The sequence below is a fragment of the Brevibacterium picturae genome (assembly GCF_030453725.1).
GTDB classification, from domain to species: Bacteria; Actinomycetota; Actinomycetes; order Actinomycetales; family Brevibacteriaceae; genus Brevibacterium; species Brevibacterium sandarakinum_A.
In genome coordinates this window covers 1-20445 of sequence record NZ_JAKDJU010000045.1, presented here as the reverse complement: position 1 = coordinate 20445, position 20445 = coordinate 1, and the positions used below count along the sequence as shown (strand labels likewise).

The window sequence follows — 20445 nt, the reverse complement described above, 5'->3', positions numbered from 1 at the left end:
GCTCTACTTGCAAGTGGGGCTTTGAAACGTGGACGGGGCTGTCAGCCTCGGCTCGGTGGAATGCATCTCGCGCAGCAGCCTTCCCCGCGCAGTCGGCTCAGTCCTCGCGCATCGGGCCACGCACCTGGGCTCTCGCGCCTCTGGCCACGCACCTGGGCCCTCGCGCATCGGGCTGGCGAGCCACGATCATCCAGCGCGCCTCATTCTTCCGCCTGGCGACGATTGGAGTTTCGCGCTGGGCCGAACCGCACAAGGACGCGGGAGTCACCCGAAACTATGCCTGCGGGCCCTGCCAATATTTGCACTCGCAGGGGGAGAGTGCTAAATCTAGTACTGGTGAAAACCATGGGTTTCTCATCAGTCGTCTCGAGAGCGTGGTTCATGTGTGGAATGGAACATGCGGACACACTCTCTGCCGTCGCGGGCGTTGGCGACTGCTCTGGAATCCCACTCCACTCCATCAGGGAGGATCTAAGCCACTATGGCAAAGATGATTGCATTCGACGAAGAAGCTCGTCGGGGACTCGAAGCTGGTCTCAACCAGCTTGCGGACGCGGTCAAGGTAACCCTTGGACCCCGTGGCCGCAATGTCGTGCTCGAAAAGCAGTGGGGCGCACCCACCATCACCAACGATGGTGTCTCCATTGCCAAGGAGATCGAACTCGAGGATGCCTACGAGAAGATCGGCGCTGAGCTCGTCAAGGAAGTCGCCAAGAAGACTGACGACGTTGCAGGCGACGGCACCACCACCGCCACCGTTCTTGCTCAGGCTCTCGTTCGCGAAGGCCTGCGCAATGTGGCAGCCGGTGCTGATCCGCTCAGCCTCAAGCGCGGCATCGAGAAGGCTGTCGAAGCCGTCACCGGTGTCCTGCTCGAGAACGCCATCGACATCGAGACCAAGGAACAGATCGCCGCTACCGCCGGTATCTCCGCTGGAGATCCTGCTATCGGTGAACTGATCGCCGAGGCCATCGACAAGGTCGGCAAGGAAGGCGTCGTCACCGTCGAGGAGTCCAACACATTCGGACTCGAACTCGAACTGACCGAGGGTATGCGCTTCGACAAGGGCTACATCTCCGGTTACTTCGTGACCGACACGGATCGCCAGGAAGCTGTCCTTGAGGATCCTTACATCCTCATCGTCAACTCCAAGATCTCGAACGTGAAGGATCTGCTGCCCGTCCTCGAGCAGGTGCAGCAGTCGAACAAGCCGCTGTTCATCATCGCCGAAGACGTCGAGGGCGAAGCTCTCGCGGTTCTCGTGTTGAACAAGATCCGTGGCACCTTCAAGTCCGTGGCCGTCAAGGCTCCTGGCTTCGGAGACCGCCGCAAGGCTCAGCTGGCCGACATCGCCATCCTCACCGGTGGTCAGGTCGTGTCCGAGGAAGTCGGGCTCAAGCTCGACAACGTGACGACCGAACTGCTGGGCACCGCCCGCAAGGTCGTCATCACCAAGGATGAGACCACCATCGTCGAGGGTGCCGGAGACGCCGAGGAGATCGCAGGTCGGGTCGCACAGATCCGTGCCGAGATCGAGAACTCGGATTCGGACTACGACCGTGAGAAGCTGCAGGAACGTCTGGCCAAGCTGGCCGGCGGCGTTGCAGTCATCAGGGCCGGCGCTGCGACCGAGGTCGAGCTCAAGGAAACCAAGCACCGCATCGAAGATGCAGTGCGCAACGCCAAGGCTGCTGTGGAAGAGGGAATCGTCGCCGGTGGCGGCGTCTCGCTCATCCAGGCGGGCAAAGCTGCCTTCGCCAACCTCTCACTCGAGGGTGACGAAGCGACCGGCGCCAACATCGTCAAGGTTGCCGTCGAAGCTCCGCTCAAGCAGATCGCCACCAACGCCGGGTTCGAAGCCGGCGTGGTTGCCGACAAGGTTGCCAACCTCGAACCCGGATTCGGTCTCAACGCCGCAACCGGTGCCTACGAGGACCTGCTGGCGGCTGGCATCAACGACCCGGTCAAGGTGACCCGCTCTGCTCTGCAGAACGCCGCCTCGATCGCCGGTCTGTTCCTGACCACCGAGTCGGTTGTCGCCGACAAGCCTGAGAAGGCTGCACCAGGTGCGGACGCAGCTGCTGCCGGTATGGACGGAATGGGCGGCATGGGCTTCTGATCAGGCCCTGACGCTCCACGAGCCGTGCCGGTGCCCGAAGGGGCGCCGGCACGGCTCTTCTCTGTCCCCATGAAGTCCCGTAGCCTGGATGGCATGACGTTCACCGGCACAGATTCCTGCGGAAACAGCCCGAAGAACATGTTCGTGGCCCGGTTCGAAGAGAACCTGTTCAATGGCGATGAACAAGCCCTCGCCGAGGTTGTTGCCGAGGACTGCATCCTCCAGATCGTTGGGCGCGGGGGAGTTGAGACCAGCACCGGGCACGACGAGGTCGTCGATGCGCTGCTGGGTATCTCAGGCGCAGATCCCGTAGCCGGGCACCTCGAAGCTGCGATCACCCACGGCAAAGCCGCTGCGGCATGGGGACAGTGGGAGAATTCGAGCGACGGCGACGACGTTCGGCAGTTCTCACATACTTTCTGGTTCCGCACCAACAAGGCAGAGGAATTCGCTCAGATCCGGGTATTCCACCCCTGACACCTCAAGGCGGAAAGGTCCTGTGCGCGGCGCTGCCCGTCAACGCCAGCGGTCGCCGGCAACCCCGAGCGCTGCTCTCAGTCCCAGGGGTTTCCGCGTCGCCGACGACGTTCTTCCCGCCGCCTGCGCATCTCATCACGCGGAGATTCATAGCCAGGTGTGAATGGAGGAGACAGTGGGTGAGGAGGCTGCAGACCGTGGCCGAACGCGTCGTCGAAGTCCTCGTCTTCATCGTCGTTCTTATGCTCCTCAAGCTCACGCTTGGCCTCAGCATCGCCCAACTGCGCTCGAGCTCGTTTCGTCAGCTCTCGCTTCCGATTGCGGATGAGGCTCTGCTTGTTGGAGATCTGAGAGATCGCGCCGAAGAGCATCGGAAGGATGACGAAGATCGGCCAGAAGAAGATGAACCTTCCCGAGGCGAATGAGGTGGCGGCCCAGATGGCGAGCGTCACGCCGGCGGGACCGGCGAACATCCCCAGCAGTGCGTTCCGGACACGGTCCCTGTAGTACTTGTGCGCGGCCGCGTCGATCTGCTCAGGAGTGATCGGGACACGGTCGGCATCCAGCCGGGCCAGAGCTTGGGCGCGGGCGGAATCGTCGAGTTCACCGGGTTCGACCTCGCCCGCCTCGGCGATGATGAGGTCCTGCACGAGGTCGGGAACCTCTCCCAGGGTCTTCAGGCGGTTGGCGGCCTCGCTGCGTTCGTCGAATTCCTCCGCATCGATCTGCCCCAGTGCAAACGCCTCGGAGAGCACATCAGTCACGACTGCGCGATCGGCGTCCGAGGCGCGCACCTGTCCATGAGCGCGTGGATCGGCGGTGAATCGCGACCAGAGCGGAGGACTGTTCATGTCTCTTACTGTAACCCCGCCCAGAAGAGGGCCTTGAACTAGAATTGAGCGAATGGAACCTGTCGTCGTGCTCATCCTGTTCGCGGTGTTCCTCGGGGCAGTCTCACAACGAGTCAGTGGAATGGGTTTCGGCCTGGTCAGCGGCCCATTCCTGGTGTTGTTGCTCGACCCCTTCTCGGGCGTGGTGCTTGTCAACATCTGCGGAATCGTCGCCAGCGGCACCGTGTTCGTCCGCACTTGGCGAGAGGTCGAGTGGGGTTCGTTCTGGAAGTTGTCGTTGGGAACCGTGATCGGCACTGTTCCCGGCGCCCTCCTCGCTGCCGCGCTCCCGGCGCCACCACTGCAGGTGCTGATCGGCGTGCTCATCATCGTCTCGCTCATCAGCTCCATGATCATCGGCCGAATCGGCAAGACGATGCCCGCGAACTTCGGAACGAAGTTCACGACAGGTTTTCTCTCGGGAACGATGTCGGCGGCTGCCGGTACGGGCGGTCCTGCCGTCAGCGCCTATGCCGTGCTGACGAGATGGGAGCAGCGGACATTCGCCGCAACCCTGCAGCCGTTCCTCGTCGTGGGAACCACCTCGGCGGTCATCGTCAAGGCCGTATTCGATCACAGCGCCTGGCCGCAGCTGGCGGCGCCCACGTGGATCGGGATCGCGGCGGTCCTCGTCGCCGGGCTCGTCAGCGGTGACTGGCTGTCGAAGAAGATCGAATCCTCGACTGCACGGATCGCCATGATCGTCCTTGCCCTCGGAGGCGGAACTGCGACCCTCGTCAAAGGTCTGGTGCACCTGAGCTGACCGTGATTGTCGAGCTTCCCTCGTTGTCGGTTCGGTGACCCACGGCGAGTGGACCGGGTACTTGTGGAGAGCACGTGTGTCGGGCCCGTCGACTGAGCCGATACAAGGGTTCGGTTCAGTCGCCTGTCAGATTCGTCCGGCATACTTATTGGTGACTCGTTTTGCTGGGGAGGCATGAATCGTGGCAGAGGTATTCCTGATAATACTCGTGGTGCTCGGCACCATCTTCTTCGTGAGCCACCGCAAGGAGAAGAAGCGCCAGAAGGAGCTCGTCGCCGCCGAGCTTCAGCAGGTGACGAAGACCGCTGAAGAGGATGTCACGTCCTTCGGCGAAGAAGTCGCCGAGCTTGATATTCTCACGGCCGGCGTCGAACTCGACACCGGCGGCGAACAGGACTACAAGCAGGCGCTCGACTCCTATGACATCGCGAAGGAAACGCTCGACAAAGTCGACGAGCCCTCCGATATCCGCAATGTCACCGAGGCGCTCGAAGACGGTCGCTACGCGGCCAAATGCGTGCGCGCACGCGTCGACGGCAAGCCACTTCCCGTGCGCCGTCCCCCATGCTTCTTCAACCCGCAGCACGGCCCTTCAGTCGAAGACATCGACTGGGCACCGGCCGGAGGCCAACTGCGTCCGGTCCCCGTCTGCGCCGCCGACGCAGAGCGTGTCGCAGTGGGTGCCGAGCCCGCGGTCCGCAAGGTCGTGACCGGTGACGGACATACACGCCGCGCCTACTGGGAGGCCGGTCCCGCCTACGCCGAATACAACCGGGGATACTTCAACTCCTACGCAGGTTCGGGACTTCTGCCCGGCGTGCTCATGGGGTCGATGATGTTCGGTGGAATGGGCGGCGGCTGGGACGGCGCCTACGGCGATGGAGGCGATGCCGGCGGCGGTGACGGAGGCGGCGGCGATGCCGGAGGCGACGGCGGCGGACTCTTCGGTGGCGGAGATGGCGGCGACGGCGGCGGCCTCTTCGGTGGCGACGGATTCGACTTCGGAGACCTGTTCTGATGGAGACCATCGAAATCCGTGGTGATTCGATCAAACTCGGTCAGCTGCTCAAACTCCATGGTGTCGCCGAACACGGTGCGATGGCCAAAGACATGATCGCCGACGGAGAGGTCGTGGTCAACGGTGAGGTCGAGACTCGCCGAGGTGCCACGATTCGTCCGGGAGACACGGTCGAAGCCCTGGGCGAGGCCATGGAGATCTCTGCCGAATAGGACTCGCCGACCTGGTTTCGAGCCGACTGTCGAACCAGGGCTGACAAAGCGGAAGGGACGTCCCCGCGGGGACGTCCCTTCCGCTTGTTCCGGGTCGACTGCGTATTCGGTTCAACCGTGTATCCCGGTTCAGCCGCGGTCGCTTGGCCGGCGGCTGCGGTTGAGCCAGCGCCCCTCCGGCCGACGGGTACACACGCTGTCCGTCGACGACGGAGCGCGTGTGAGCCGTGCTCAGGGGTGCTGATCGGCCTCAGGGGTGTCGTTGAGACCGGGTGCGTCCCAGAGAGCCGACCACCTGGAGGTGTCCTCTTCGAAGGGGAGCTCGTTGGACAGTACGCCACGCACCTGAATCTCGAGTGGGTTGTCGCGTTGTTTGGGGCCCGACTGTGAGAACGGATAGAAGGTGCCGCGCTTGTACTGGTAGACGAGTGCCAGACGACGCCCATCCGGGTTCGCGAAGTAGACGGTCGAGCACAGCAGCATCGTATCGAAGCCCTGGCTGACCAGGGCCGAATTCACGGCGTGCAGATTGGTTACGAGGCTGACCACCTCGGCGTCGGAATCGGAGACCACCTGCCAGGTGTAGCCGAAGCCGTCGTTGCGCTGTGACACCTTCGCAGCCGGGTCCGAACTGATGAGGGCGATGCTCTCGGACTCGGCGGTCTGGAACGCTGCTCCCTCAACCTGTCGGAATGCCACGGCACCGACGCCGGTGGGCTTGAAGCCCGTTGCGGCCTCGAGCGTCAGTGCGGCGGGAGGCAGTGCGAAGAGGTCGTCGAGGTTGGCCCGCTTCGGTTTGGAACGGCCCAACAGCGCGTCGAAGAAACCCATGAAACTCCTAGTGGATGTCGGTCAGTGCGGTTGGTGTCAGCCGAGCAGTGGTCAGCAGAACGGCTGATGTCAGCCGAGCAGTGGTCACTGCGGCTGCGAGAGCTGCCCGGAGATCCTCGCCAACTGCTCCAGGCGTTTGTCGAGCGAGGGGTGGGTGGAGAAGAGCTGTGTGAAGGCAGCCTTGCCGCTTGCTGCGGGAATGAGGGCCAGGTGATTCGCTGAGGAGGAGGCACGCAGGTCCTTCTCCGGGATCTTGCTCATGTCGCCGCTGAGCTTCGTCAGTGCGGAGGCCAGCGTCGAGGGTGCGCCGGTGAGGATTGCGGCTGCCCTGTCCGCGGCAAGTTCGCGGTAGCGCGAGAGGCTGCGGATGAGGAGGAACGAGAGCCCGTAGACGACGGCACCGACGAGGATGAACAGCAACTGGATCGGAACGCCGTTGTTGTTGTTCGATCGCCCGAAGCTCATGTAATACCCGGCGCGCATCATCAGCGCGGCTACGACGCCGGTGACTCCGGCGACGGTCATGACGGTGACATCGCGGTGGGCGACGTGAGAGAGTTCGTGGGCGAGCACGACCTCGACCTCATCGCGGTCGAGCTTCTCGAGCAGACCACGCGTGACACAGACGACCGAGCGTTCCGGTGACCGGCCGGTGGCGAAGGCATTGGGGATGGCTGAATTCGAGACTGCGACGCGCGGTTTGGTCGAATCGGCGAGCTGGCAGAGGCGGTCGATCATCGTGTGCAGATCCGAGGCCTCCTCAGGGGAGACCTCTCGTGCACCCATCGCCTTCATAGCGATCTTGTCAGAGAAGTACCACTGGAAGAAGAATGCGCCGACGCTGACGAGCACAGCAATGATGACGCCGGAGATGCTTCCGCCGAACATCCACCAGATGGCGAGGATGAGGATCACGTAGATGAGCCCATTGAGAAAGATCGTCCACCCCATGCGCATGGTGAGTCCGTTGTCCTTGACGAAGCGATTCTTCATCGTCGTTCCTCTCTGGGTGTGTCAGTTCCGGCCCACAGCCTTGGGGTCAAGGCAATGGGCCGGAGTCATCGATATCAAGCTATGAGGATCAGGCCGGATCGGGAATGAAGCCTTCGCCGGTGAGAAGTTCGGTGATCTCTTCCAGAGTCGCATCGACGAACGGTACGACGGCTTCGCTCGTCCCCAGGAAGTCGTCCGAGACGGGCTTGCCGTGTCCGACGACGTAGTCGTGGAGGGAATTCAGAGCGTTTCTGGCGGCTTCTTCATTGCCCACGTTGACGGCGTCTTCGACCTGATTGTCGTATTTCTGCAACAGGCTGTGGTCGACGTCTGCGACGTCGAACTGGCCTTCGCCCATGATGCGGATGATCATTGCTTGTCCTCCCCCTCAAGCGACTGCTGCTGTTCGTTCGACGAGGCCGGCAGCGAATCACGCATCCGGTTGAGTTCCATCTCGACGTCGTTGTCGCTGGAGAGCGCGTCGAGCTGTGTGCTGAGGTCGTCCTTCGACGAGCCGGTCACATCTTCCAGTGCGCCCGAAGCGATCAGTTCGTCGACGGCACCGGCACGTGCCTGGAGCGAAGCGGTCTTGTCCTCGGCGCGCTGGACGGCGAGTCCGACGTCACCGAGTTCTTCGGAGATGCCCGAAAAGGCTTCGCCGATCTTGGACTGTGCCTCGGCGGCGTTGTATGTGGCTTTGATCGTTTCCTTCCGGGTGCGGAAGGCGTCGACCTTGGCCTGCAGTCGCTGTGATGCCATGGTGAGTTTCTGCTCTTCGGCCTGCAGCCCTTCGTGCTGGCCCTGCAGGTCGGTGATCTGCTGGTCCAGTCCCGACTTCCGAGTCAGTGCCTCACGTGCGAGGTCCTCGCGGTCCATTTCCATGGCCTTCTGAGCCTGGCCGCTGAGTTTGGTCTGCTGCTGTTCGAGCTGCGTCATCTGCAGTTCGAGGCGCTTGCGGCTGGTGGCGACATCGGCAACACCGCGGCGTACCTTCTGCAGCAGCTCAAGCTGCTTCTGATATGAATAGTCGAGAGTTTCATTGGGGTCCTCGGCTTTGTCCAGTGCCTTGTTGGCCTTGGCGCCGAAGATCGCCGCGATCCGTTGGAAGATGCTCATCCCTAGTTGACTCCTGCATTGGTCTTGACCCGACGCTGCCGGCCGATCATCTCCAAACCTGGAGGAACCCGGCCAGCACCGCCGCGAACTATCGCTATCAGCCTACTAATAAAGGCTGATAATTTGCCAGACGCGGACAAAGAACTCGAACAGAGACTTCAGATGGGATTCGGTTCGGACAGCGTCGATTGTCCGGCGCTCACGGGGCGAAGAGGCGAGAGTTCGCAGCTTCGACCTCTGAGTACTGTGCGGCCGCCGTGTTGAGCGCTCCATGTATCGAATTCAGTGATTCGAACAGCTGTTTCTGTGCACCTTCCCATTCATTGATGACCGTCTGGAAATTCTGTGCCGCGCTTCCTTTCCAACACTCCTGCAGGGCCAAAAGATTCCTCAGCATCGTATTGGACTCTGCAACGAGGGTGCGGGAGGTGCCGGCCGTGGCGGCCGCTGCAGATGAGACGCGTTCGGCATCGACTTCGAAACTCATGACTTCTCCTGACGGTGGGTCACCGGGACACAGGACGAGACGCCCGGACTCACTCCAGCATCGCGGCTCGCTCGCCGCCGACAGAAGCTCAGAGAAAGAGGGTGTGGACAGCACTTGGCTGTCCACACCCTCGATGCACATGAGTGAGACCGTCGTCCACAGCGATCTGCACTCAAGCCCGGCTACTTCAGGACCAGTGATGCCTTCAGAGTCTGCTCCTGACCACCGCGGATGACGGAGAAGTCGACGGGAGTGTTCGTCGGCTGCGCCCGTACGAGTGCGCGCAGAGCGATCGCATTGTTGACCTTGGTGCCGGCCACGGACACGATATCGTCGCCGTCCTTGAAGCCGGCCTTCTCTGCCGGCGAACCGGACTGCACGGCCTGCACCTTGGCGCTGCCGCGAGTGATGCCCCCACTGTTGATCTGTCCGTCCGTGAGCGTGATCCCGAGGAACGGATGCAGCGCCTTGCCGCTGGCGATGAGCTGGTCGGCGATCATCACAGCCTGCGAGGAGGGGATGGCGAATCCGATGCCGATCGAACCCGACTGGCCACCTTCACCGGCCTGACTCAACGAGGCCGCAGCGGAGTTCACACCGATGAACTTGCCATCGCCGTCCACGAGCGGTCCGCCGGAGTTGCCGGGATTGATCGCCGCATCCGTCTGGATGGCGTTCGTGATCGTCATTTCCTTCTGCTGCGCGTCCTTGCCGATGTTCTCCGTGGACACCGGCCTGTCGAGGGCCGAGACAATGCCGGTGGTGACCGAATCCGCGAGGCCGAGGGGGTTGCCCAATGCCATCACCGGGTCGCCGACGTCCATCTCCTTGGAGTCGCCGACGGGCAGGGGATCGACGTCATCGGGAACCTGCTCGAGCTTGATGACCGCGATATCGGTCGACGGGTCGCGGCCGACGACTTCGGCCTTCGTCGTCTCTCCGCTCTTCATCGTCACCGCGATCTCGCCGGAGGGCGTGTCCGCCGGAGCTACCACGTGATTGTTCGTGATGACGTGCCCCTGATCGTCATAGATTGAGCCGGATCCCAGCCCCTGCACCTGTCCATTGCTGCCGACCTTGATCGACACTACGCTCTGGGAAGTCTCCTTTGCGACCTGGGTCCAGTCCGGGGTCTCGATGGTCTGATCGGCGACCTTGCGCGGCTCATCTCCGCCGAAGGCGCTGACTGCGTAGCTTCCGCCGAAGGCCAGAGCTCCGCCCAGAAGAGCAGCGATCACCGCGATGGCGATGGTCGCGCCCCAGCCCGGTCCTCGCTTCTCTCGCCGAGGTGGCGCTTGGCCTCCGTACGGCCCAGGACCGCCGGGAGCGTTGGGGCCACCCGGGTCCCCCGGCCCGGACTGGAAGCCTGCGGAACCGGACCCAGGATATCCACCCGAGTTCGGCTGATTGCTCCAGTGCCCATAGGCGCCCGCGCCGGATGGACCGGCGGTGCCTGCGCCGGCTGCGCCTGCACCGGCTGCGCCTGCACCGGATGGACCGGCGGTGCCTGCCGGGACGCCTGGGCCCGCGCCGGTTGTGGTCTGTCCGGCTCCCTGCGGATAGGGAGTGCCGTACGGATTCGGGCCAGTGGGGGAGGTGGGGCCGGTCTGTGCGCCGCCATAGGGTGAATGGGCGCTGGCATAATTCTGACCGGAGTCATACCCCGGTTGCCCTGGATGCCCTGTCGGGGTCGGTGCCTCCACAGGAGGTTGAGCGCGAGTCGGCTGCATCTGGGGAGGATTCTGGTCTTGGCGGCCGGGGCCGGCGCCCTGCCCCTGCCGCGGGTCCTGACCCTGCCACTGGCTCTGGCTCGGTTCCTGCCCCTGCCACGGGCTCTGGCTCTGGCTTGGGTCCTGACCCTGACCAGCACTCTGCCCTTGACCAGGACTGTGGCGTTGGGCTTGGCTCTGAACCGGCTCAGGGCTGTTCGGGCCGGCCGGCGGCGCGACGGGCGGACTGACCCGAGCCGGACCGTTCGAACCGTTCGGGCCGTTGGGGCCATTCGAGCCGCTCGGGAACGTGCGCGGCACTTCTGCCGAACGGCGGGATCCGTCCGCGGAGTTTTGGGGCCCTGCCGCCGAGTTGCGGGGGTCATCTGAGGATTCGCGTGAGCCATCGGTGGAAAACGTCCGGTGGTCCTGATCCCCGTGCCGTCCCCGATCGTTGGAGTTGTTGCCCTGATTGTTGGGGTCGTTGCTGCTCATCGCTCGTCCTTTCGTGCGTCCGGAGCGCTGTCGTCAGTTTCTGAGATGGGCAGATCGATGCGGAACGTCGCACCGCCACCCGGTGTCTGGTGCACTGTGATCGCACCGTGGTGGTTCTCCACGATCGCCTTGACGATGGAGAGCCCGAGGCCCGATCCGCCGGTGTCGCGAGTCCTGGAGGCGTCGAGGCGGTAGAACCGCTCGAAGATCCGGGGTACGACCTCGGGATCGATCCCGTCGCCGTGGTCGCGAACTTCGAACCTGACTCGCCCGTTGGGGAACCCGCGCAGCGAATCGTCGACGGTGATGGACCCGGCCGCTGTCATATCCGGCACGATGCCGGTGGGCGCCTGAGCGTCGCTCTGATCGCTGCCGGTCGAGTCGCCTCGGCGGAAGATGCGGACACCGCCGGTGACGAATCCGCGCTCGCGGGACTTGTCCTTAGCGCCAGCCTTGTTCGCTCCGGTTTTGGGGCTGTCGTCCTGGCCATCTGTCGGGGCGGCCGAGTCAGTCCTTGATTCGGAGCGGCCTCCGACGACCCCGACGGCGAATTCGACGGCCGTGTGCTCGGGCGTGTGCCGGACCGCGTTGCCGGCGAGATTGACGATGACCTGGCGGATCTTCGATTCCGACCCTCGGATCATCGGCACGGGCTGGGCGTCGTCTCCGTCGAGGCCGATGAAGCTGATGTCCCGGTCGGGGGCTTGGGCGGCGGCGTCGGCGGCGGCGTCGCGGGCGATCCTGTGGAGGTCGATGGGACCGATCTCGGCAGGTCGCTGCTCGTCGAGGCGGGCAAGGACGACGAGGTCGTCGACGAGGACGCCCATGCGTTTGGCCTCGGACTCCATGCGCTCCATCGCAGCCCCGATGTCGTCTGATTTCGTGATCGCACCTTGCCGGTAGAGCTCGGCGTAGCCGCGAATCGTGACCAAGGGCGTGCGCAGTTCGTGAGATGCGTCGGATACGAACTGGCGGATGCGCTTCTCCGACCGCGTCTGCCCGTCGAAGGAGTCTTCGATCCGGCCCAACATCGTGTTCAGCGCGCCGGAGAGACGACCGAGCTCGGTATTGCGAGGGAACGTTGGAACCCTCTGACTCAGATCACCGGCGGCGATGCGTGATGCGGTCTTCTCGATGTCACGCAGCGGACGGAACGTGTTGTTGATCGCCCAGTACCCGACGCCTGCCACCATGGCCAGAGCCAGCAGGCCGATGCCGATCATCGTATTGCGGGCGCGTTCGTTGATGCCGTCGATCTCGCGGTCGAAGGGCACCGCGATGGAGACGAGCACGTCCGTGTTCTGGACCTTCATCGCTCGTGCTCGCCATTTCGAGCTGGTTCCGGCGACGGTGAATGGCTCACCGGAGCGTTCGTAGACCTGGTTTTCGTTGATGGTCGGCAGGATCGGGCGGTTCTGCGGCTCGGGAGCCACCGGGTCGCTGATCGGTTTGCCGTTCGTGTCATAGAACTGGACGTAGAAGCCTCCGGGCAGGAGGCCCTTGAGTTCGTCCCACGAGCTCGAATCGATGGTGGTGGGAGTCTCGGTCGAGGAACCCGACCCGTCGCTGTCCTTACCCGACTCCGTCGACTGGAGCTGCGCAGGCTGGAACACATCCTGATAGGCCTGCTTCGCCAAAGTCTCCGAGGCATTGATGAGTCTCTCGTCGGTTCGTTCGACGAGGCTGTCGCGAAGGTTCTCGAGCACCCAGGCGCTCGTTCCGGAGAGAACGAGCAGCATGAGCAGCATCATGATACCCAGCAGCTTGGTGGTCAGTGACCACTCTTCCCAGAAGCCGGGACGTGTAGGACGGGATTCTTTTGCCACGTGAGTAATCTAGTGCCTGAGCTTGGCTGGTTACTTGGATTCCGGTGTGCGCAGCATGTAGCCCACGCCGCGCTTGGTCTGGATCATCGGTGTCCATTCCATCTCGACAGGGTGTCCGGCGGCGTCGGTCTCCGGCGTGACGTCGATCTTGCGGCGCAGGTAGGAGATGTAGGATTCGACGATTCCGGTGTCGCCGCCGAAGTCGTATTCCCAGACATGGTCGAGGATCTGTGACTTCGAGAGCACGCGGTTCGTGTTGAGCATCAGGTAGCGCAGCAGCTTGAACTCGGTGGGGGAGAGGTCGATGAGGATTCCCGAACGACGCACCTCGTGGGTGTCGTCATCGAGTTCGAGATCGCCGGCCATGATGACGGCGTTCTCCTCTTCTTCGAGGCTGCGGGTCCGACGCAGCACGGCGCGGATGCGGGCAACGACCTCTTCGAGGCTGAAGGGCTTCGTCACGTAGTCATCGCCGCCGACGGTCAGGCCGGTGATCTTGTCCGAGGTGTCATCACGGGCGGTGAGGAACACGACCGGAGCGTTCATGCCGATCTGGCGAAGGCGACGTGTGACGGTGAAGCCGTCCATGTCCGGCAGCATCACATCGAGGACGAGGAGGTCGGGGGCGGTCTGCTCGGCCAGACGTAGCGCTTCGGCACCATTGGCGGCCGAGACGACGTCGAATCCTGCGAAGCGCAGGCTGGTCGAGAGGAGTTCGCGGATATTGGGCTCATCATCGACAACGAGGAGTGTGGCTTCGATGTCGGTATCGTTTGCTGTAGTCATGCACCCAGTCTGAATCTCTAGTCTGATAGTCAAGTGATAGTTACCTGAATGCGAATGTGATCTATATCACTGAAAAACTCTCAGAAAAGTGGTTTTGGCACCGGAATGCCGCATCCGCTCTCAGGAACGACCCCACAATTTGAGCGAGATTTGCGCTCGCGCACAGTCGGAGCACAGGAAAGTCGGCGGCGATGGGAGTCTCGGTCGCCGAGGCGGTCCCCGGGTCAGTGTTCACCTCAGGGTTCAGTCTGGCGGGTCAGGAGTCAGTCTGGCGGGCGCGGAATGCGGCCACGTGCGTGCGGTTGGCGCAGTTGCCGGAATCGCAGAAGCGCTTCGAGCGATTGCGGGTGAAGTCGGCGAGGTAGGCATTGCAGTCCTCGGCGGCGCAGAGGCCGAGCCTGTCGAGGTCGCCGCTGCGGATCAGGTCGATGAGGACCAGCGCCACGTCGGCGGCGACCCGATCGGCGAGGCTCGCCGACTGACCCACTGCGTGCAGGTGCCAATCCCAGTCCCCATGTCTGGCCAGCTGCGGCAGTGCACCGGCCCACTGGAGTGTGACATTGACCTCACCGACGATGCGCTCTGTGGCCTTCGAAGCCTCGGATTCCGTCTCGGCGTCGATGCTGGCATCGAGGACGATGGCGAAGCGCTCACGGAGTTCCCGGGTCTCTTTGACGTCGGACTTCGTGGCCTTCAGCGGCCCTGAGAAGTCGTGTCGGGCCGCGAATCCGTGGAGTCCGGCGGTCGTGGTCAGCTCATCTCCCTCCTCGGCGATGGCCCCGGACGTGTTCAGCAGGTCGACGAGCATGGTGAGGTTCGATCGAATGTCATTGGCGAAAGTCATTGTGGGTCACATTCTTCCATATGATGTAAGGACCAAAGCGCATTTGACTCATTTCGCGGCAGTGGTCGATACTTCATAAAGACGGGTTCATACCCGCACAGCGCGCGTCGCGTCAGCGGCCGATCAGCATGACGCGGTCGCTGACGGGTCACCCAGATCTCCTCAGTTCTCACTCACACACCACAACTGGTCCACACCAGGTCTGAACCGCACCACAACTCACCCACACGCACCACCTCGGCGAGGGCATGCGTCCACGTCGGACCACCGCACATCACCGCGCCCGCAGGCATCTCATCATCAGCACACGTCACTGGAGGTCAGGAATGAATCGCACCGTCGTCATGGGGTTCCTGCTGACGCTTGCCTCCGCGTTCTTCTTCGCGGTCTCCGGCCCCATTGCGAAGACGATGTATGAGATCGGGTGGACGCCCGGATCCGTCGTGCTCATTCGTCTCGCGGGCTCGGCCGTGCTGCTGCTCATCCCCAGTCTCATCGCTCTGCACGGGCGCTGGGACGAGGTGCGCGCCAACTGGAAGACCGTGCTCACGTACGGGCTGGTGTCGATGGCCGGCGTGCAGGGCTTCTACTTCGTCGCCGTCGAACACCTCACCGTGGCCGTTGCGCTGCTGCTCGAGATGACGGCACCGATGCTCCTCGTGTTCTGGATCTGGGCACGGTCGCGGACCCGGCCGGCGACGGTGACCTTCATCGGCGTGATGGTCTCGATGTTCGGGCTCCTGCTCGTCCTCGACCTCCGCAACTCTGACATCAGCGTCTTCGGCGTCGTCATGGCCCTCGCTGCGGCCGTCTGTCTGGCCAGCTACTTCCTCGTCTCCGCGAAGGATTCGATCAACGTCCCACCGGTCGCCCTGACCGGTTTGGGCATGGGAATCGGCGCGCTGGTGATGGCCGTCATCGTGCTCGCAGGTGTCATGCCCGCCGGTGCCGTCACCAGCGATGTCGACATGGGCGGATACGAAGTCTCCTGGATCCTGCCCATGTCGATGATCGTCGTCTTCACCGTGGGCGCCTACATCACGGGCATCCTGGGTCTGCGCTACATCGGGGCGACCATCGGCTCGTTCGTCAACCTCGTCGAGGTTCCGTTCTCCGTCATCGTTGCCTGGTTCGTCCTGTCCGAGCTGCCGACGCCCATCCAGCTCTTCGGCGGCGTGTTCATCGTCGGCGGCGTCGGCTTCATCAAATGGGGCGAGGCGCGCCTGGCCCGCCGGGTCGCCTCCCGCGAAGTGGTCGTCAGAGCCGAGGAGCTCATCGAGGTCTGAGGGGCACCCCCGGCTGTGGCTCGCGGCAACCCTTCGGACACTTGGCACCCTTTTGCCGGGTTGCTCAGCGCCGGAGAGGTTGCTGGGCCGCGGAGTTTGACCCACCCCTCTCCGAGAACTGCCCGACGGCGGCACAGCAACCTCACGCGGGGTTGCTGGGCCGCCGTCAGGTAGCTTCAGCGAACCTCGATGTCGTAGCTGTAGCCCTGTTCGGTGAGGAAGCGGCGGCGCTGGGCGGCGAAGTGTTCATCGACGGTGTCGGCGGCGACAACGGTGTAGAACGTCGCTGAACCCATATCCTCCTTCGGCCGCAGGATCCGGCCCAGGCGCTGGGCCTCCTCCTGCCGGGAACCGAAGGCGCCGGAGACCTGGATCGCCACCGAGGCAGCCGGCAGGTCGACGGAGAAGTTCGCGACCTTCGAGACCACGAGGACCGGGATGGCGCCCGAACGGAAGTCGCGGAAGAGCTCCTGGCGCTGCGACTCCGGCGTCTGCCCGGTCAGCACAGGGGCGTCGAGTTCGTTCCCGACCTCCTCGAGCTGATCGAGGTATTGGCCGATGACCAGGATCTGCGCATCGGGATGGTCGGCGACGAGTTCGCGCACGATCGGCAGCTTCGCATCCGAGGTGGCCGCAAGCCGGTACCGGTCCTCGCCGTCGGCGCGCGCATACGCCGTCCGAGTACCCCCGTCGAGGCGGACCCTGACTTCGTGGCAGGCCGCGGTGGCGATGTAGCCCATGCGTTCGAGCTCCTTCCACGGCACTTCGTACTGCTTGGGCCCGATGAGGGAGAAGACCTCGTCCTCACGTCCGTCCTCACGCACCAGAGTGGCCGTGAGCCCGAGCCGTCGCCTGGCCTGCAGGCTGGCGGTCAGGCGGAAGATGGGTGCCGGCAGAAGGTGGACCTCATCGTAGATGACGAGCCCCCAATCCTTGGCGTCGAGGAGTTCGAGGTGCAGGTAGGAGCCCTTACGGCGGGTGGTGAGCACCTGATAGGTGGCGATGGTGATCGGCCGGATCTCCTTCGTCGACCCCGAATACTCGCCGATTTCGTCCTCGGTCAGCGAGGTCCTGTTGAGGATCTCGTCCTTCCACTGCCGGGCGGAGACCGAGTTCGTCACGAGGATGAGCGTCGTCGTCTGCACGCGTGACATCGTGGCCACTCCGACGATGGTCTTGCCCGCGCCACAGGGGAGGACGACGACACCGGACTCACCGCTGAGAGAATGGTCGATCGCCTCCTTCTGGTAGTCGCGCAGATGCCACTGCCCGCCGTGGGCGTCATCGGACAGAGCGATCTCGTGGGCTTCGCCGTCGACGTAGCCGGCATGGTCGGAGACGGGGTGGCCCAGCCGCAGCAGCGCGTGCTTGAGTTCGCCGCGCTCCGAGGGGTGGACGAGGACGGATTCGGCGTCGAGGGACGTGCCGAACTTGCCCGCCAGGTCCGGCTGGCCGATGAGCGAGGCGAGCAGTTCGGTGTCGCTCGAGGTCAGGGTCAGGCCGTGGATCGGGTGGTCGACGAGGGTGAGGACTCCGAAGCGGTCCATGATGTCGACGATGTCGACGAGCAGCTCGTGGGGCACCGGGTACTTCGCGAACTCGAGGAGGACGTCGACGACGGATTCCGCGTCATGTCCGCTGGCCCGGGCGTTCCACAGCCCCAAGGGCGTGATCGTGTACGTGTGAATGTACTCCGGTGTCCGCGAGAGCTGTGCGAACGGGGCGATCGCCACGGCCGCCTCGACGGCCAGGGGATGCCCCGACTCCAACAGCACAGTCCGATCGGACTGCACGATCAACGGACCGTTCATATGTGTTCCTGCTTCTTCCCACGCCGAGGTGACTTCCGAGGGCACAACGCCAGTGCCCTCAGGATTGTTCCTCCGCCGCAGCGGATGGATCCTCGCTCACATCGACACTGACGATCCGCGCGATCGACAGGGACGCCTCGGCGCCGGTGGTCTTCACCGTGCCCCGCACGCGCCCACCGTTGACGGTGGTCGGGAGCATATCGATGACGCGTTCCTGCCCGTGCGAGTCGGCGAGTGTGATCGTCACCGTCCGGCCCGCCTCGGCGGCCTCCCGGAGACGGTCCATGTGCCCGAGCGGCTCGTCCGTGCTCGTGGTCGTCACCGCGCGGGCGCCGGGGGAGCGGAGGATGCGGATGTATTCGCCGAGGTGGTCGTCGGTGACCCGCGCGCGCTTGCGCAGATGCACCTCGGGCTCGGCCTGCGTGATGACCCTGCGTTTGCGCACCGGTCCCGAGGGCGAATGCAGCAGGGCGTGGTGCTCGGCGGATTCGAGCAGGTGCATGGTGCGCTCGGGGCCCAACTGGCCGACCGCCACGGTCGGGGCCAGACGCTCGAGGCCGGCCGGCAGCATGGCCTGGTCGGAGAGGATGACATCGAGGTCGACCGGGTCGTCGACGACGAGGACGGCACGGGCACCGGCGACTTGGACCCGGCGCAGCTTCGAGGCCGTGTTCTCGATGAGGAACTCCAGAGTCGACGGCAGAGCCTCGGCGCTGATCTCCGCGAGCTGGGCCAGGGCGTCGGCGGCATTGATGCCGGTCTGCATGCTCGCCTCGATCGTGTCGGCATCGATGCGATAGACAGTGCCCTGCCCGCGCGCCTCGACGACGGCAAACCGGCGCAGGATGTGGTGGACGCGTGGTTCGATGGGCCCGGTGGCCACGGCGGTGAGATCGGACTGGATGAGCACGGTCTCGACCTCATCGACGAGTCCGAGCCGAACCGCGTCGACGACATCGGTGGGCACTGCGAGGCTCTCGAGGCTGAAGTTCACGGGCGCGATCGAGGGATCCTGGGCGGCCTGGGCGCTCATCGCGGTCTGCAGGCCTTCTGCGAGGAGGGCGCCGAACCTGCTGGGCCCGAAATGCTGCGCGTTCTGCAGCGGGGTCGTGGCCAGGCCGAAGGCACCTGCGGTGTGGAGGATCGCCTCGGTCATCGCGAAATCGTGGGCGGGGATGAGTGGGCGGGCGGCAAGGACCTGTGCGTGGATCCACTCGGCCGAACGGGAGGACCCGAGACCGATTCCGCCCAGGATCTCCAGGATGGTGAAGCGCAGCAGGGGCATCGTCGGCTGGGACTGGCTGAACCCCTTGAATAGGGACTTCTTCGGGGACGCGAGGACGGTGAGGCGTTCGTTGGCGCTCGCCCCGGCCGCCAGTTGGGTGACGTCGAGGGGTTCGCGCAGCCAGGAGGTCATCAGAGCTGCCCAGAGTTCTGCCCTGTCGCCTTCGAGGACATCGGCCGCGTCGTCGCTGGCCGTCCACTGGGGATCCAGCGGGTCGTCGAGCACGCCGATGAGGCTCAGCGACTTCGCCGCGAGCAGCAGGGTGATCGTCTGCTCGAGTCCCAGGTCGATGGTTCTCCCGATCCGGGTGACGTCTCGCTTGGAGATTCCGCCGCTGGTCAGGCGGGAGATCGGGGAGGTCGCCAGCTCATCGACGAGTCCGCGCAGGGAGGAGATGACCTCCGCCACCGCGGCTCGTTCGCTGTTGTGGATGAGTGTCGTCGGAATCGACTCGGTGCTCGAATCCGGCTCGGTCGTCGCCGCCTGCCACGGATGTGCCCGGGCGGATTCGGCCGCCGAGGTGGGCAGCAGTGTGATGGCCTCCGACTGGATCCGCCAGGTGGTCTCCGACGACGGCCAGGCCAGGCCCAGGTCGCGCAGTCGGGGGATGGCAGCCTCGGCGAGGGTGTCGTCGATATGACGATTCTCACGCACGTTGATGTCCGTCGACGTGCGTGCGGCCTTGGCCAGGTCGATGAAGACGTCGAGCTGTGCCGACGTCAGGGCTTCGATGCCCCGGGAGACGCCGATGCGTGAGGATGCGGCCGCGGCCAGCGAGGGAATCGTCGGGGACTCGGGTTGGAGGAGATCGCGACGGGTCCGGACGAAGGACTCGAAGTCGGTATCGGAACTGTGGGTCAGCCACTGGCTGAAGGTCATTGACATCGCTGCTCAGCTTACCGCGAGGGGTACAATAGATGGGCAGAAGAGCTTCTCGGATCTCGGAAAGGACGAGCATTGTCAGCCAAGCGTGTCGACACGACCATCGTCGTCGTGGCCGTTGCCGCCGCCGTCATCGGGGCGGTGTCGCTCATCGGTGTCCTGGGGCAGGCCTGGATGGGCTACGCCCCTTCGCACATACTGACGTACCTGCCGATGCTCCTCCTCCCGATCGCCTTCGCTCTTGTCGCGGTGGTCCTGGTCAGGGCGGTGCGCAGACGCAGACAGACCGAGGTGGGCCAGAGCTGAAACTCGGCCGCGGGCGCTGCCACCGGTACACGCACATCCGCTGAGGCTGCGGCCTCGTCGCGGATCGGGTGCCGGATCAGCGTCGGGCACACTCCCACCATGACGGCGTCTGCGCCGACGCCTGCCACAGACAGCGTCTGCATCGAAGAGTCACGTCCGGCGGCATCGCAGTCATCCGATCGCAGCCGGAGGACTGAGACAGTCGAAGCGCTGAAACGGTCGCAGGGTTGAGACGCTCGCAGGGTTGAGACGGCACGCACGAGCACACAGGGCGGATCGGAGTCAGATTCGCGCAGCCGCACCCGGGCG

At 64.2% G+C, this 20445-nt stretch carries 19 protein-coding genes; 7 read left to right on the top strand and 12 right to left on the bottom strand.

What is annotated here, in order from left to right; all coding sequences use genetic code 11:
• The first annotated feature begins 481 nt into the window (after positions 1 to 481).
• Both groL and L0G76_RS06770 read left to right on the top strand, forming a co-directional pair.
• Positions 482 to 2119 carry a chaperonin GroEL gene (gene groL / locus L0G76_RS06775; RefSeq protein WP_304356537.1) on the top strand — a complete coding sequence of 546 codons (1638 nt, stop codon included), beginning with the start codon at positions 482 to 484 and terminating at the stop codon, positions 2117 to 2119.
• Between the two features lie 69 nt (positions 2120 to 2188).
• On the top strand, positions 2189 to 2596 hold the full coding sequence (locus L0G76_RS06770; protein ID WP_304356536.1) for a nuclear transport factor 2-like protein: 408 nt from the start codon (positions 2189 to 2191) through the stop codon (positions 2594 to 2596).
• A 77-nt stretch (positions 2597 to 2673) separates the two neighbouring features.
• Here the strand turns inward: L0G76_RS06770 and L0G76_RS06765 are convergent, their stop codons facing one another.
• Positions 2674 to 3447 (bottom strand): DUF1707 SHOCT-like domain-containing protein, encoded by a 774-nt coding sequence (locus L0G76_RS06765; protein ID WP_304356535.1) that lies wholly within the window; start codon positions 3445 to 3447, stop codon positions 2674 to 2676.
• A 52-nt stretch (positions 3448 to 3499) separates the two neighbouring features.
• Between L0G76_RS06765 and L0G76_RS06760 the strand changes: the two genes are divergently transcribed.
• From L0G76_RS06760 to L0G76_RS06750, 3 genes are all read left to right on the top strand, one after another.
• On the top strand, positions 3500 to 4249 hold the full coding sequence (locus L0G76_RS06760; protein ID WP_304356534.1) for a sulfite exporter TauE/SafE family protein: 750 nt from the start codon (positions 3500 to 3502) through the stop codon (positions 4247 to 4249).
• Between the two features lie 181 nt (positions 4250 to 4430).
• Positions 4431 to 5267: an ATP synthase subunit B family protein gene (locus L0G76_RS06755; protein ID WP_304356533.1), complete on the top strand. Its 837-nt coding sequence runs from the start codon at positions 4431 to 4433 to the stop codon at positions 5265 to 5267.
• Positions 5267 to 5479 carry an RNA-binding S4 domain-containing protein gene (locus L0G76_RS06750; protein WP_304356532.1) on the top strand — a complete coding sequence of 71 codons (213 nt, stop codon included), beginning with the start codon at positions 5267 to 5269 and terminating at the stop codon, positions 5477 to 5479. Before L0G76_RS06755 ends, L0G76_RS06750 begins: the two co-directional genes overlap by 1 nt.
• 231 nt (positions 5480 to 5710) lie before the next feature.
• Here the strand turns inward: L0G76_RS06750 and pspAB are convergent, their stop codons facing one another.
• From pspAB to L0G76_RS06705, 9 genes are all read right to left on the bottom strand, one after another.
• The gene (gene pspAB, locus L0G76_RS06745; RefSeq protein WP_304356531.1) at positions 5711 to 6310 is read right to left on the bottom strand and encodes a PspA-associated protein PspAB; all 600 of its coding nucleotides are present in this window, start codon (positions 6308 to 6310) and stop codon (positions 5711 to 5713) included.
• A gap of 84 nt (positions 6311 to 6394) precedes the next feature.
• Entirely contained in the window at positions 6395 to 7303 is a 909-nt protein-coding gene (htpX, locus tag L0G76_RS06740) for a zinc metalloprotease HtpX (protein ID WP_304356530.1), read from the bottom strand.
• A gap of 88 nt (positions 7304 to 7391) precedes the next feature.
• Complete coding sequence (gene pspAA / locus L0G76_RS06735) at positions 7392 to 7676, bottom strand: PspA-associated protein PspAA (protein WP_304356529.1); 285 nt, start codon at positions 7674 to 7676, stop codon at positions 7392 to 7394.
• The gene (locus L0G76_RS06730) at positions 7673 to 8419 is read right to left on the bottom strand and encodes a PspA/IM30 family protein (RefSeq protein ID WP_304356528.1); all 747 of its coding nucleotides are present in this window, start codon (positions 8417 to 8419) and stop codon (positions 7673 to 7675) included. Before L0G76_RS06730 ends, pspAA begins: the two co-directional genes overlap by 4 nt.
• 199 nt (positions 8420 to 8618) lie before the next feature.
• Entirely contained in the window at positions 8619 to 8906 is a 288-nt protein-coding gene (locus L0G76_RS06725) for a WXG100 family type VII secretion target (protein ID WP_304356527.1), read from the bottom strand.
• Between the two features lie 182 nt (positions 8907 to 9088).
• Positions 9089 to 10636, bottom strand: a complete 1548-nt coding sequence (locus L0G76_RS06720; RefSeq protein ID WP_304356526.1) for a S1C family serine protease — start codon at positions 10634 to 10636, stop codon at positions 9089 to 9091.
• A 470-nt stretch (positions 10637 to 11106) separates the two neighbouring features.
• A complete protein-coding gene (locus tag L0G76_RS06715) occupies positions 11107 to 12936 on the bottom strand; it encodes a sensor histidine kinase (RefSeq protein WP_304356525.1) in 1830 nt (609 codons plus the stop codon).
• A 30-nt stretch (positions 12937 to 12966) separates the two neighbouring features.
• On the bottom strand, positions 12967 to 13722 hold the full coding sequence (locus L0G76_RS06710; protein ID WP_092106188.1) for a response regulator transcription factor: 756 nt from the start codon (positions 13720 to 13722) through the stop codon (positions 12967 to 12969).
• A gap of 256 nt (positions 13723 to 13978) precedes the next feature.
• Positions 13979 to 14566, bottom strand: coding sequence for a CGNR zinc finger domain-containing protein (locus L0G76_RS06705; RefSeq protein WP_304356524.1), 588 nt, complete (start codon positions 14564 to 14566; stop codon positions 13979 to 13981).
• Between the two features lie 326 nt (positions 14567 to 14892).
• On the opposite strand from L0G76_RS06705, the gene L0G76_RS06700 reads away from it, so the two are divergent.
• Positions 14893 to 15852, top strand: a complete 960-nt coding sequence (locus L0G76_RS06700; protein ID WP_304356523.1) for an EamA family transporter — start codon at positions 14893 to 14895, stop codon at positions 15850 to 15852.
• Positions 15853 to 16028: 176 nt separating this feature from the next.
• Here L0G76_RS06700 and L0G76_RS06695 read toward each other — a convergent pair whose 3' ends face one another.
• Positions 16029 to 17663 carry a DNA repair helicase XPB gene (locus L0G76_RS06695; protein ID WP_092106192.1) on the bottom strand — a complete coding sequence of 545 codons (1635 nt, stop codon included), beginning with the start codon at positions 17661 to 17663 and terminating at the stop codon, positions 16029 to 16031.
• Between the two features lie 58 nt (positions 17664 to 17721).
• Positions 17722 to 19827: a helicase-associated domain-containing protein gene (locus L0G76_RS06690; RefSeq protein WP_304356522.1), complete on the bottom strand. Its 2106-nt coding sequence runs from the start codon at positions 19825 to 19827 to the stop codon at positions 17722 to 17724.
• 78 nt (positions 19828 to 19905) lie between these two features.
• Here L0G76_RS06690 and L0G76_RS06685 point away from each other — a divergent pair, with 78 nt between their 5' ends.
• Positions 19906 to 20136: a hypothetical protein gene (locus L0G76_RS06685; RefSeq protein WP_304356521.1), complete on the top strand. Its 231-nt coding sequence runs from the start codon at positions 19906 to 19908 to the stop codon at positions 20134 to 20136.
• Positions 20137 to 20445: the final 309 nt, after the last annotated feature.

Excerpts from the sequence above, each read along its gene's own strand:
- groL (WP_304356537.1), top strand. The coding sequence starts at position 482 with ATGGCAAAGATGATTGCATTCGACGAAGAAGCTCGTCGGGGACTCGAA.
- L0G76_RS06770 (WP_304356536.1), top strand. The coding sequence starts at position 2,189 with ATGAAGTCCCGTAGCCTGGATGGCATGACGTTCACCGGCACAGATTCC.
- L0G76_RS06765 (WP_304356535.1), bottom strand. The coding sequence starts at position 3,447 with ATGAACAGTCCTCCGCTCTGGTCGCGATTCACCGCCGATCCACGCGCT.
- L0G76_RS06760 (WP_304356534.1), top strand. The coding sequence starts at position 3,500 with ATGGAACCTGTCGTCGTGCTCATCCTGTTCGCGGTGTTCCTCGGGGCA.
- L0G76_RS06750 (WP_304356532.1), top strand. The coding sequence starts at position 5,267 with ATGGAGACCATCGAAATCCGTGGTGATTCGATCAAACTCGGTCAGCTG.
- pspAB (WP_304356531.1), bottom strand. The coding sequence starts at position 6,310 with ATGGGTTTCTTCGACGCGCTGTTGGGCCGTTCCAAACCGAAGCGGGCC.
- htpX (WP_304356530.1), bottom strand. The coding sequence starts at position 7,303 with ATGAAGAATCGCTTCGTCAAGGACAACGGACTCACCATGCGCATGGGG.
- pspAA (WP_304356529.1), bottom strand. The coding sequence starts at position 7,676 with ATGATCATCCGCATCATGGGCGAAGGCCAGTTCGACGTCGCAGACGTC.
- L0G76_RS06730 (WP_304356528.1), bottom strand. The coding sequence starts at position 8,419 with ATGAGCATCTTCCAACGGATCGCGGCGATCTTCGGCGCCAAGGCCAAC.
- L0G76_RS06725 (WP_304356527.1), bottom strand. The coding sequence starts at position 8,906 with ATGAGTTTCGAAGTCGATGCCGAACGCGTCTCATCTGCAGCGGCCGCC.
- L0G76_RS06720 (WP_304356526.1), bottom strand. The coding sequence starts at position 10,636 with ATGCAGCCGACTCGCGCTCAACCTCCTGTGGAGGCACCGACCCCGACA.
- L0G76_RS06710 (WP_092106188.1), bottom strand. The coding sequence starts at position 13,722 with ATGACTACAGCAAACGATACCGACATCGAAGCCACACTCCTCGTTGTC.
- L0G76_RS06705 (WP_304356524.1), bottom strand. The coding sequence starts at position 14,566 with ATGACTTTCGCCAATGACATTCGATCGAACCTCACCATGCTCGTCGAC.
- L0G76_RS06700 (WP_304356523.1), top strand. The coding sequence starts at position 14,893 with ATGAATCGCACCGTCGTCATGGGGTTCCTGCTGACGCTTGCCTCCGCG.
- L0G76_RS06695 (WP_092106192.1), bottom strand. The coding sequence starts at position 17,663 with ATGAACGGTCCGTTGATCGTGCAGTCCGATCGGACTGTGCTGTTGGAG.
- L0G76_RS06690 (WP_304356522.1), bottom strand. The coding sequence starts at position 19,827 with ATGACCTTCAGCCAGTGGCTGACCCACAGTTCCGATACCGACTTCGAG.